The organism is Flavobacterium acetivorans, assembly GCF_020911885.1.
In the GTDB taxonomy this organism is placed as follows: Bacteria; Bacteroidota; Bacteroidia; order Flavobacteriales; family Flavobacteriaceae; genus Flavobacterium; species Flavobacterium acetivorans.
On record NZ_CP087132.1, the window covers coordinates 1,799,113 to 1,811,693 of the forward strand.

Annotated in this window: 11 protein-coding genes; 2 read left to right on the forward strand and 9 right to left on the reverse strand. The window is 35.8% G+C overall.

Annotation, left to right across the window (positions count from 1 at the left end):
- Positions 1-128: 128 nt before the first annotated feature.
- Complete coding sequence (locus LNP19_RS07920) at positions 129-1,061, forward strand: peptidylprolyl isomerase (RefSeq protein WP_230061401.1); 933 nt, start codon at positions 129-131, stop codon at positions 1,059-1,061.
- Between the two features lie 168 nt (positions 1,062-1,229).
- Here the strand turns inward: LNP19_RS07920 and LNP19_RS07925 are convergent, their stop codons facing one another.
- The 3 genes from LNP19_RS07925 to LNP19_RS07935 all read right to left on the reverse strand — a co-directional run bounded on the left by LNP19_RS07925 (position 1,230) and on the right by LNP19_RS07935 (position 3,983).
- Positions 1,230-1,793 (reverse strand): thioredoxin family protein, encoded by a 564-nt coding sequence (locus tag LNP19_RS07925; protein ID WP_230061402.1) that lies wholly within the window; start codon positions 1,791-1,793, stop codon positions 1,230-1,232.
- Between the two features lie 237 nt (positions 1,794-2,030).
- Complete coding sequence (locus LNP19_RS07930; protein ID WP_230061403.1) at positions 2,031-2,423, reverse strand: GreA/GreB family elongation factor; 393 nt, start codon at positions 2,421-2,423, stop codon at positions 2,031-2,033.
- Positions 2,424-2,429: 6 nt separating this feature from the next.
- On the reverse strand, positions 2,430-3,983 hold the full coding sequence (locus LNP19_RS07935) for an FMN-binding glutamate synthase family protein (protein WP_230061404.1): 1,554 nt from the start codon (positions 3,981-3,983) through the stop codon (positions 2,430-2,432).
- A 409-nt stretch (positions 3,984-4,392) separates the two neighbouring features.
- Here LNP19_RS07935 and LNP19_RS07940 point away from each other — a divergent pair, with 409 nt between their 5' ends.
- The gene (locus LNP19_RS07940; RefSeq protein ID WP_230061405.1) at positions 4,393-4,728 is read left to right on the forward strand and encodes a tRNA-binding protein; all 336 of its coding nucleotides are present in this window, start codon (positions 4,393-4,395) and stop codon (positions 4,726-4,728) included.
- 205 nt (positions 4,729-4,933) lie between these two features.
- On the opposite strand, the gene LNP19_RS07945 is transcribed toward LNP19_RS07940, so the two are convergent.
- The 6 genes from LNP19_RS07945 to LNP19_RS07970 all read right to left on the reverse strand — a co-directional run bounded on the left by LNP19_RS07945 (position 4,934) and on the right by LNP19_RS07970 (position 12,418).
- On the reverse strand, positions 4,934-5,380 hold the full coding sequence (locus LNP19_RS07945) for a DinB family protein (RefSeq protein WP_230061406.1): 447 nt from the start codon (positions 5,378-5,380) through the stop codon (positions 4,934-4,936).
- A 10-nt stretch (positions 5,381-5,390) separates the two neighbouring features.
- Positions 5,391-6,191 (reverse strand): sulfurtransferase, encoded by an 801-nt coding sequence (locus LNP19_RS07950; protein ID WP_230061407.1) that lies wholly within the window; start codon positions 6,189-6,191, stop codon positions 5,391-5,393.
- A 5-nt stretch (positions 6,192-6,196) separates the two neighbouring features.
- Positions 6,197-8,716, reverse strand: coding sequence for a cation-translocating P-type ATPase (locus LNP19_RS07955; RefSeq protein WP_230061408.1), 2,520 nt, complete (start codon positions 8,714-8,716; stop codon positions 6,197-6,199).
- Between the two features lie 82 nt (positions 8,717-8,798).
- Positions 8,799-9,968 carry an MFS transporter gene (locus LNP19_RS07960; RefSeq protein WP_230061409.1) on the reverse strand — a complete coding sequence of 390 codons (1,170 nt, stop codon included), beginning with the start codon at positions 9,966-9,968 and terminating at the stop codon, positions 8,799-8,801.
- 234 nt (positions 9,969-10,202) lie between these two features.
- Entirely contained in the window at positions 10,203-10,586 is a 384-nt protein-coding gene (locus tag LNP19_RS07965) for a PUR family DNA/RNA-binding protein (protein WP_230061410.1), read from the reverse strand.
- 71 nt (positions 10,587-10,657) lie between these two features.
- The gene (locus LNP19_RS07970) at positions 10,658-12,418 is read right to left on the reverse strand and encodes an ABC transporter ATP-binding protein (RefSeq protein ID WP_230061411.1); all 1,761 of its coding nucleotides are present in this window, start codon (positions 12,416-12,418) and stop codon (positions 10,658-10,660) included.
- Positions 12,419-12,581 lie beyond the last annotated feature (163 nt).

The window sequence follows — 12,581 nt, forward strand, 5'->3', positions numbered from 1 at the left end:
AAGGAAAAGATTGAAACGGACAGCAGGAGGGATGATTTTTATGGAATTCCAAACGGAGTGCTCCTAAAAAACAGTCTCAAATTTATTATTTATTTCGTAAATTTGCACCTCAATTTAAATATATCAAAATGGAAAACGGAATATATGCTAAATTCAACACCACAAGAGGGTCGATTTTAGTGAAATTAGAGCACGAATTAACGCCAGGAACTGTTGGTAATTTCATAGGATTAGCAGAAGGTAATTTAGAAAATAAAGTAAAGCCACAGGGGAATAAATATTATGACGGATTGAAATTCCATAGAGTAATTCCTGATTTTATGATCCAAGGTGGTTGCCCACAAGGAACCGGAACGGGAGATCCAGGTTATAAATTTGATGATGAGTTTCACCCAAGTTTAAAACATGATAAACCAGGAGTTTTAGCTATGGCTAACGCAGGGCCTGGAACTAATGGTTCTCAGTTTTATATTACACACGTTCCTACTTCTTGGTTAGATGGGAAACACACTGTTTTTGGACATGTTGTAGAAGGGCAAGATGTAGTTGATGCTGTGGCTCAAGGAGATGTTTTAGAGACTTTGGAAATCCTAAGAGTAGGTGAAGAAGCTGAGAAGTGGAATGCTATTGAAGCTTTTATCAATTTTAAGGGAGCGCGTAACAAGCGTGATATTGCTTTGAAAGCAGAAGCAGAAGCGGCAATGGAAAAATTGGCTGCTGGTTTTGAAAAAACGGAAAGCGGTTTGCGTTACCAATTCATCCAAAGAGGTGAAGGAAAAAAAGCAGAAAACGGTAAAACGGTTTCAGTTCATTATACGGGACAACTTCCTGACGGAAAAGTTTTTGATAGCTCTTATCCAAGAAAAAAACCAATTGAATTCCCATTAGGAGAAGGAAATGTAATTGAAGGTTGGGACGAAGGTATCGCTTTGTTGCGCGTGGGTGATAAAGCACGTTTTGTGATTCCAGCTCATTTAGGATATGGATCTCGCGGTGCTGGAGGAGTAATTCCACCAAATGCTACTTTGATTTTTGACGTAGAATTGATGGATGTAAAATAGTATTTAGTGGTCAGTGTTATGACTGCTTAATGATATATAAAAAATCCCAAAACGAAAGTTTTGGGATTTTTTTATGTAAACTTCTCACTTCTCACTTCTCACTTCTCACTTCTCACTTCTCACTTCTCACTTCTCACTTCTCACTTCTCACTTCTCACTTCTCACTTCTCACTTCTCACTTCTCCATTTGATATTACAGCCTAAACTCGGTTTTTGATCCGGGTTAATGATTCTATTGTAGATTAGTCCGTCAATTGCGCCACGCAAATCACTGCCGCTTAATGGGATTCCATTTCCCGGACGGCTGTCGTCTAATTGGCCGCGATAGACTAATTTGTCTTGATTGTCAAATAAGTAAAAATCAGGTGTACAGGCTGCGTCATAGGCTTTCGCAATTTGCTGTGTTTCGTCATAGAGATAAGGGAATTCAAAATTATTTTCGAAAGCAAACTCGGTCATCAATTGAGGAGAATCCTGTGGATAGTTTGTCGAATCATTACTGGAAATAGTTATAATACCAAGACCTTGTACGCGATAATCATTAGCGATCATTACAAGCTCGTCAATGACATGATGTACAAAGGGGCAATGATTGCAGATAAATATTACCAGGGTTCCTTTTTCGCCTTTTAAATCAGCAAAAGAAAACCATTCTGAGGAATTGGTGTCTTTCAAATAAAATTCGGGAGCAGTTGTTCCCAGCGGTACCATTTTTGAAGCAGTTTTTGACATGGAGTTTTTTTTCTTATTTAAAGATTTAGGTCTAAGTTAAGAAAAAAAGGATTGGCTTTTAGGTTTTAGCTGCTAATTTGTAAGAGAAACTTCTGTTTTAGATGTGTTGACTTTAGCCGAAATATAAAAATAGGGAGGTGGTTTTTTAAGAAAAGAGAATGCTTTTTAGCATTTGATTTTTGCGAAAAATGACAAAAAAAACACCTTCATAAGAATGAGGTGTTTAAAAAAAGAGGTTTATGAGTTGCTTGAAGGATTGGCAACAGCAATTATTTTTAAGGTTTTAATTCCAGAAGGCAATTGCCATTCAACTTCATCGTTTTCTTTAAATCCTATGATGGCTACGCACAATGGAGCCAAAATAGATACTTTTCCTTCTTTAAGGTTAGATTGTGATGGCATCACAATTTGAACTTTCATTTGTTGTTTGCTGTTTACGTCCTCTATGGTTACTTGCGAATTCATTCGGACGATGCTTTCATCAACGACGCCTTCTTTGTTTATGATTGCGCGATCTAGCTCTTGGGTAAGTAGTGCAATTTCTCTAATATTCGTACTATCCTTGGCGTTTTTTGTTAATTCTCGAAGGATATTGTAATCTGTAATTGTTAAAACAGGTGTTGGTTTCATGTTGATTTAGTTTAAGTTTATTTTTTCGGTTTTAGCAATATTTTCTGAATCTTTAAAGAATAATGAGGCAAAACTTTCATTGGTTTTATGGTCAATTCTTCTGTAGAATACATTTGGCGTAATCGCTTTTGGACTATCAAAACCACAAGCTCCTATGAATTCGGCAAAAGCTTTTAGCGTATTGTTATGGAAATGGGCAACGCGCACACTTTTGTCTGTGATGTCTAATCCTTTGTATAGGGTTTTGTCTTGGGTAGCAATACCTACAGGGCATTTACCGCTATCGCATTGTAATGCTTGGATACAACCCAAAGCAAACATCATTCCTCTTGCGCTATAACAAGCATCGGCACCAAGAGAAATTGCTTTGGCAATATCAAAACCGGTAATAATTTTTCCTGAAGCCATAATTTTAATTTGATCTCTTAGTCCAAACTCCTTTATTACTTTACTGGCGAATATTAAAGCGTCAGAAAGTGACATTCCCATATAATCTATGAATTCTAAAGGCGCTGCTCCTGTTCCTCCTTCTGCTCCGTCAATAGTAATGAAGTCAGGAACAATACCTGTTTCTTTCATCGCTTGGACAATTGCTATAAATTCATCCTGACGGCCAATACAAATTTTAAATCCAACTGGTTTTCCGTTAGATAATTTTCTTAATTTGTTTAAGAATTGTAACAACTCAACACTATTTGAAAATGCGGTATGTCCAGCTGGGGAATGCACGGCAATGTGAGGTTTGATGTTTCTTATTTTTGCAATTTCAGGTGTGTTTTTTTCTCCTGGCAACAATCCTCCGTGTCCAGGTTTGGCTCCTTGAGAGAGTTTTAATTCGATCATTTTTACTTGCGGAAAGTTTGATTTTTCCGAAAATAATTCATCCGAAAAAGAACCGTCATCATTTCGACAACCAAAATATCCCGTTCCGATTTGCCAAATTAAATCACCGCCTTCTAAATGGAAATCACTGATTCCTCCTTCGCCTGTATTATGGGCAAAACCTCCTTTTTGTGCTCCTTTGTTCAAAGAAGAAATAGCAGTTTTACTCAATGCACCATAACTCATTGCACTAATGTTATAAATACTGGCGCTGTAAGGTTGTAGACAAGCACTGTTTCCAATAGTAGTTCTAAAGAATTGTTTGTCGGCCCTTTTTGGGTAAATAGAATGAGCTGCCCACTCATAGCCAATACGGTTAGGGTCGTCCTGCATTCCAAACGAAATGGTTTGTTTTACATTTTTGGCTCTTTGGTATACAATGGAACGTTGTCTACGATTAAAAGGTTTTCCGTCTAATTCGCCTTCAAAAAAATATTGACGCATTTCCGGACGGAAAGATTCTAGGAAATACCTGAATCGACCCACAATTGGGTAGTTTCTTTTAACGGTATGTCTGGATTGAAAAGTGTCCAGAATCAACAGATAAAACAATGAAAATGGAATAATCAAAAAGAAGTAATTGAGATAGTCAAAGTAAGTCAACGCGCTGCTGATTACTAGAAACAAAATAGTGGATACCCAAATAATTTGTTGTACAGATAATTTTTTTAAAAACATGTTTTTAAATTTGATTGGATTTTAAAAAGGCAGCTTTTTAAAATCTCAGGTTAAATAAATGATGTAAAGAAAGAACCTTCGTCTCGAAGTAGTTTGTTTTTAGTTAGACGAAGGTCTAATCAACAAAGGCTTTTGAATGCGAAAATTTAGCTCCAAGCGCGAAATCCTCTTTGGAAAAAGAGGTAAATGTTGGAATTCTAGTAGAAAAGGTTTTCATAATAGTTAAATTTCACGGTACAAAAATACACTCATTTTTTTATTTTAATAAATTTTTTCATCATTTATGTTAGATTTATCATTATTTGTAGTTAAATCCTACTTTTTACAGGAGCTATTGTTTTCGAAAACTTAGGTTTTTGCTTTATAAAATGTAATTTTAGGTTTCGAAATAAAATTAAAATGCAATAAAATGGAATTGAATTGGCAAGATTTTGAAAAAGTGGCAATGCATGTGGGAACCATAATGCAAGTAAATGATTTTCCGGAAGCCAGAAAACCAGCCTATCAACTCACGATCGATTTTGGTGAAATTATTGGAATCAGAAAAACTTCCGCACAAATAACCAAGCGTTACAGTAAAGAGGATTTACTCAACAGACAAATTGTTGCAGTGGTCAATTTTCCAAAAAAACAAATCGGAAAATTCATGAGCGAATGTTTAGTTTTAGGAGCCGTAGGAGAGGAGGGCGATGTCATTCTTTTGGCTCCCGATTTTAAAATTGAAAACGGATTGAGGATTGGTTAATTCGAAGAATAGAAAAACATTTATTTTGAACAGTGTTTATTGTTTTTTTTACATTAAAATGTTGATGTTCTCGCCGGTTAAATTTTATATGTTTTGGGTTATTTTTTCAATTTATCTGGAATTTTCATAGTTGGATTGAATGGGTTTTTTATTCGGAAATAAATGTTTTTATTCCAATTAGATAGCCATTTGTGCGAGATATTCCTTAAGAATCTAATAAGCGGCGGTGGTAATTTATTTGTCCCAGATGGTATGCCAAGTGAGTTGTCAAATGAACCAAAAAAAATGCCGTTGAATTTCTGCTTTCAAAAACAACAATGGGGTAATCCTGATTTAATTGTTCTTCGGTCAATTTGTCTAGAATAGATTCTATCATGATCATAGTTTCTTGAATTTTTTGGATTAATTCATTTCTGGGAATATCTTTTAAGGAGAATTCCAGTTCGCGATTTCTGATGTAGTTTGTTTTCCCCAATTCGGCTCCAATGAAAGTATTTAGATTTCCGATTAAATGCAAACAAAGATTGCCTGCAGAGTTACTGATTCCTTGCTCTATCTTCCAAATTGTTTTTTCGTTTTGATAGGATTCAATTTCTTGTTTTAATTTATTAAGATCTCTATCAAAAATCGTTTTCAATGTTTCTGTTAGCATATTTTTTCTTTTATTTTTCTATTGGTAAATTTTCATCTTGACCCCATTCGGTCCAAGAACCATCATAAACAGCTTTAGCTTTGTCTGAAATCAGTTCGTAGGCAATCAAATCAATACAAGCCGTTATACCAGAGCCACAGCTGAAGATTAGGTTTTTGTCTTGTTGTGGTAATATTTTTTTTAATTCCTCTTTGGGTAAAAATTTACCGTTTTTTAGAACTTGAGTATAGGGAATGTTTATAGATCCGGGAATGTGTCCGCTTCTTAAACCCACTCTTGGTTCTTTGGTTTCACCTTGAAAACGGTCTGTTGAACGCGCATCTACCACTAAGCTTTTTTTGGATTGTATGTTTTTTAAAAGTTGCTCTTTGGTTTTAACTAATTGGGGTTGGAAATGGACTACAAAATTTCCTTTGGGATAGGATGGTTCTTGTCTGTTTTCGGTAGGATAGTTTTCGTTTAACCAAGAGGGTAGTCCGCCATCGAGAACCCAAACCTTCTCGTGCCCCATAATTTTAAAGAGCCACCATGCCCTTGGACTGGAATAAATTCCTTTGGTATCATAGACCACAATTTTACTGTTGTTGTCAATGCCTATTTTTTGACAGGCAATGGCAAAATCCTCCGGGCTCGGGAGTGTATTGGGTAAAGGATTGCTCGTGTCGCTGAATTTGTTTTTGATGTCAAAAAGACGCGCCCTTTTGATTTGAATATCTTGGGAAGGAGTATCTAAAATGGCTTCGAGTACAATCAATTCAGGATCTTCAAGATGTTCGTGGAGCCAGTCTACAGATACGATTGGACTTTTCATGATTTTTATTTTAGTTGTTTTTTGTTGGCACGTTTATTCCATTTCCAAATTTCAATCCAAAGCACCGAAACTGTACTTACAACAATACAAATTCCAATTTGGCTGAACTCTAAAGGAAGGACGGCGAAAAAAGTAGCAATAGGGTTGATGTATACTATCATGATTAGGAAAAGTAGGGTTAGTGAATTAGCAAATACCATCATGTTATTTTTATTTTTCAACGAAGAAAAAACCGAATAATAAAAGGAACGATTTACCAGTGAAAGAATAACATTTGAAAAAACTAAAGTGGTAAAAACCATGGTTCGGGTTAGTTGTTCGCTGCCGCCATTTTGCACGGTCCATTGGTAAATAAATAAAATACCTATAGTTATGGCAAGGCCCTGAACGATACTTATGCCCATCTCTTTTAAGGATAAAAAAGTGTTGCTCAATGGGCGAGGTGGCTGTTGCATACTGTTTTTCTCGGCAGGTTCATTTTCATAAACAATAGAGCACATTGGTCCCATAACCAGTTCAAGGAAAATTACGTGAACGGGAGTGAATATATCAGGATAAATCCAGCCCAAAAAAAGTGGTAAAGAAACCGTAAGAATAATGGGGATATGAATAGAAACGATATATTGTACCGCTTTTTTAAGATTGGTATAAATGCGGCGTCCGGCTGCAACGGCCACTATCATTTTGGATAAATCATCGTCAATCAGAATCAGATCGGCGGCATTTTTTGCGATTTCGGTTCCTTTTTTTCCCATGGCAACACCAATGTTGGATGCTTTCAAGGCCGGGCCGTCATTTACACCATCACCAACCATTGCCACAACTTGATTGTCTTTGATAAGCGCATTGACCACCTTAAGTTTGGCTTCGGGAAACATACGGGTCAAAAGAGTGGTGTCGTGGATGGCTTTTAGCATTTCGATTTCATTCAGTTTCATGATTTCGGCGCCTTCCATTATGGAATCCACGTTTTTGATTCCTGCTTTTTCGGCAATGGCTTTAGTGGTAAGTGTATTGTCTCCTGTTACTACTTTTAGCTGGATTCCTGCTTCATAAAATTGTTGAATTACTTCCTTGATATTTGATTTTGGAGGATCGTAAAATACGACCAGACCCATAAAATGAAAAAGAATTTCTTGTTGGGATTTTGGAAAATCAGTGCCTTCAAAATCAGAATAACAAACTCCGAGTATTCGATAACCTTGAGAAGATAAGGCGGTAATCGTTTTGTATATTTTAGCTTCTTCTTCAGGGGTGAGTTTAGAGACTTTTATTATGGTTTCTGGGCCTCCTTTGGCAGCAATAATTCGTTTGCCTTCTTGATTTTGAAAAACGTGTGTCATCATGGGCGGTTTTCCGTCCAGCGGATATTCATGAACCATAGAAAATTCTCTTCTGGAATCTTTGTTGGTTGTTTTTTGGTATTCATGATGCAGGTTTTTTTCCATCGGGTCAAAAGGAACAGGCTCGCTTGCCCACATGGCGGTTTCAATTACTTTTTTGGCTTCGGGATCTTTCCAATTCTCTTTTTCATACAATTGGTCGCTGCTGAAAGCATAAACGGATTGCAGACTCATTTTGTTTTCGGTGATCGTTCCAGTTTTGTCGGTACAAATTATAGTAGCTCCTCCTAAAGTTTCTACCGTCCTGATTTTTTTAACAATGACGCCTTCTTTCATCAAGCGCCAAGAACCCAAGGCCATAAAAGTGGTGAGTGCTACTGGAATTTCTTCGGGAAGAATGGACATAGCAAGTGTTAATCCTTTCAATAAGCTATGAAGAATGTCTTGTGTTTTCCAAAAATAAACACCCCAAACCAATAAGAAAATGGCAATCCCTACAATAGCCATTCCTTTAACGAATTTTTGAATTTGCAGTTGTAAAGGAGTTGGTGTTTCTTGAATATCTAATAAGCTGCTTCCTAATTTTCCAATTGCTGTGTTAGAACCAATTTGGTTAACCTTATAAACGGCCAAGCCTGAAGCGACTAAGGTGCCGCTGTATACAGTTTTTACCTCTGTTTTTTCAGATTTGAATACAGCATAGGCTTCGCCAGTAAGAGAGGCTTCGTTTACAGAGAAATCGTTACTGTGAATAATTTCCCCATCAGCATTGATGGTGTTTCCTTCTTCGGCAACAACAAGGTCGTCGATGACAATTTCTTTAGTGGGGATACTTGTTGTGAATCCGTTTCTAAGAACGGTGCTCAATGGTTCGTTTAGTTTTTCTAAAGCTTCTAAGGCTATTCGGCTGCGATTGTCTTGATAAAAGGAAATTCCGGAAACGGCAACTAAAGCGACGAGCATAAAATAAGCTTCATCATTTTGTCCCATGATAAAGTAAAGAATGGCTACCGCAATCAACAGTAAGAGCATTGGGTCTTTGAATAGTTCAAAAATGGCCAGCCACCATTTGTGTTTGTGTTTTTGTATTTGCTCGTTAGTACCAAATTGCTTCCTAGAAGTTAGAACTTCTAGATCATTGAGACCAACAATGTTTTCAGGAATGTTTATTCTTTTGGACATTTTAATAAAATTGTGATATACTATTCAAATATAAGATTTTACATTCATTAAATTTGAGGTTCTCTGTTTTATAATAGTTGCCTTATTTCTTTTCTTGAGTCATCAAAACAAAATACAACAAAACTAAAATACTCGCAAAACCAGTTAAGAAGAAAGTGATATTGGCTCCAAATTGATACCAGATCAAGCCAGCTATTGAGCTGGCCAGCATAGTGCAAATACTTTGAAAAGCAGAATAAGTACCTATGGCTGTTGCAGTATCCTTCTTGTCAGAAATATTGCTGATCCAGGCTTTTGAGATTCCCTCGGTAGCAGCGGCATAAATTCCATAAAGAGAAAATAAGCCAACGAAAATAGGGATGTTGTGTTTGAATCCCATTCCGAAATAAACAAGAGAGAAAATACCAATTCCTAAAATCAGCATTTTTTTTAATCCAATTTTATCTGCTAATATTCCTAGCGGAAAAGCAAACAAAGCATAAACGAGATTATAGAAAATATAAATGCCAATCACTGCCGTATCGCTCAATCCGGACTCTTTTGCTTTAAGCAATAAGAATACATCAGAGCTGTTGAATAATGTAAAGGCTAAGAGTCCAATGACAACTTTGCGATACATGATTGGACTCGCTTTCCAATAGTTGAAGAAAGAGAAAAAAGAGGTTGTGTTTTTTTCTGTTGCAATGTTACTTTTATGTTCTTTTAGGAAAAAGGAAGCGCTTACAGCCAAAAGACCAGGAATAAAAGCGATGTAAAATAAGGTTTTATAATCCTGTGGGTAGAAATGGAGGTAGCCTAAAGCGAGTAATGGCCCTAATACAGCACCCAAGGTATCCATAGAACGATGGAATCCGAATATTTTTCCTTTAGTTTGAGGTGTTGCTTCTTCAGAAAGTAAGGCGTCTCTTGCTCCGGTTCGGATTCCTTTTCCCATGCGGTCAATTGTTCGAGCAAAGAAAATCCAAAGCGGATAAATAAATAGTGCCATCATAGGTTTAGAAATGGCGCTCAACGTATAACCAATTTGTATAAAAGGCAGTCTTTTTCCTGTCAAATCGGAACGTTTACCAAAATAGCCTTTACTCAGTCCCGCTGTAGCCTCGGCAACGCCTTCCAGAATACCGATGAGCAGGATAGAAAAACCAATAGATTTCAAGTAGATGGGCATTATGGGATATAGCATTTCGCTTGCCGTATCTGTAAACAAGCTGACTAGTGATAAAATCCAAACGGTACGGCTTATATTTTTCAAAAGAAAGCATATTAAATTAGGCTTTATAAATGTAAATAAAAAGTCTGAAAATCATATGATTTTCAGACTTTTATAGGGTGTTGCCATTGGATAAGAGTGGCATTTTATGGCAACTGCTGTTTTAGGGTCTCAATAAATGACTTCTTGTATTTTGCAGTTATAAAAAAGTCCAAAAACCTTTTGATTTTTGGACTTTTGTTGAAATAAGTAAGATGTTTAACTTAGATTTAAAAATTAAATGTCGTCAAAATCAATATCAGTAAAGCTTGATGTTTGAGGTAGTATTTCGTCTGCCATTGCTTTTTCGGTGGCATATTCTTTTTTGAAATCTTTTTGGTGTCTTTCTGAGATTACTTCTTCTCCTTTATGGTTTAAAACATAAGAAGTCATGTCGTTAAGAATTTCTGCGAAAGCGGCAAAATCTTCTTTGTATAAATAAATTTTGTGTTTTTTGAAGTGAAAAGATCCGTCTTCCTCAGTGAATTTCTTACTCTCAGTAATCGTAATGTAATAATCATCTGCTTTTGTCGCTCTTACATCAAAAAAGTAAGTTCTTCTTCCAGCACGCAAAACTTTAGAAAAAATTTCTTCTTTTTCTAACATGTCATTTTCTCTCATAATCCGTTCTCTCAATTAATGGTTGTTAAGTAGTAACCAAAAATCTTAAAAATATATGTATTACGCAACAATTATAGCATTTCTTTTTCCGAAAGTTGTTTCAAATAAAGCGAAGAATAATAGCCTTCTTGATTTATTAACTGATTATGAGAGCCTTGTTGTATTATTTTTCCGTTGTCTAAAATGATTATTTTATCTGCATTTTTTGCCGAGGAGACTCTGTGACTCACGATAATTGTGGTTTTGTCTTTGCAAATTGCGTTGAGGTTGTTTAGAATTGCTTCTTCAGTTTCTGTGTCAACGGCAGATAGGCAGTCGTCAAAAAGTAAGATAGGCGGATTCTTGATAATAGCTCTTGCAATAGAAACTCTTTGTTTTTGTCCTCCGGATAATGTGATTCCTCTTTCGCCTAGAACAGTGTCGTACTGTTTGTTGAAACCCATGATGTTGTCGTGAATAACCGCGCTTTTGGATGCTGATTTTACTTGCTCATCCGTCGCTTCTTCTTTGCCAAACTTGATATTGTTTTTAATCGAATCTGAAAATAAGAAGGCATCCTGCGGAACGATTCCAATGCTGTTTCTTAAATCAAAAAGATTCAAAGTACTGATTTCATTTTTATCAATTGTTATTTTTCCTTCGGTAACGTCATACAGTCTGGAAATTAACGATAAAACCGTTGATTTTCCTGAGCCTGTTTTTCCAAGGATAGCGAGCGTTTCTCCTTTTTTTACTGTGAAAGAGATATCTTGTATTGCTTTTATATTGGTATCCTCATAAGTGTAGCTCACGTTTTCGAATACAATGGAACCTTCAATGCTGGAATGATTTGTATTTTTATTTTTTATTTCCGGATCTATTTTAAGGAATTCATTTAGTCTTTTTTGAGAAGCCTCTGCTTCTTGTACCATCGAAGAGACCCAGCCTAAGGAAGCAACGGGCCAAGTTAGCATATTCACGTACAGAATGAACTCGGCTATTGTTCCAATGCTTTTGATGGTTCCGTCAATATAGAGCAGACCACCAAAATAGATAACCACTAAATTACTTATGCCGATAAGAGCCAGCATCAATGGGCCAAATAACGATTGTACTTTGGCAAGATCTAAGCTTTTATTTTTACTCTCATTGGCCAAATTTACCATGTTTTCTTGGTGTTGTTCTTCTAGCGAATACGCTTTTATGACACGAACTCCAGAGAAGATTTCCTGTGAAAAACTCGAAACTTTAGATAGGTATTGTTGAAAAACAGTACTCCTTTTATTGATTTCGGTGCTCAGTTTGAAAATAGCATAGGAAAGTATTGGTAATGGTAGAATAGTATATAGGGTTAGTCGTGGGGAAACATTGTACATATATACTATTACAATTACAAATCGGATAATCGTGTTTATGGTGTACATTACGGCGGGACCCACGTACATTCTTACTTTTGACACATCTTCACTGATGCGATTCATCAAATCACCGGTGCGGTTTTTTTTATAGAAATTTTGCGATAAATTTTCATATTGTCTGAAAACTTCATTCTTTAAATCAAATTCAATATGACGAGACATTACAATAAGGGTTTGTCTCATCAAAAAGGTAAGAAATCCAGCAATGATAGTGGTAGCTATAATTAGCAAGATGTTCGAAATCAGTTCTTCCTGGATTACGGCTATAGAGATGCTTTTGTCTTTTGAAAAGTTTTCAATTGCCTTAAAGGATTGACTGATCAATTTAGGAGTGAACAAGGAAAAAATTTGTGCGATTATAGTGAATAAAATGCCTAATAAGAAACGGTATTTGTATTTGACAAAGTATTTGTTTAAATAAAGTAATTCTTTCATATTTTTAAGATATTCTGTATTGAAATAATATCGTTTAAGAGTTATTGTTGCTTTTTTCGTTGTTTTTGAAAAGAGTTTTTAGTATTTGAATTTATCGAATAAGTATTTTTTTTGAGCAAAAATAAAATATATGTTTTTTTTGTTTAAATTTGATTTGTCTTTT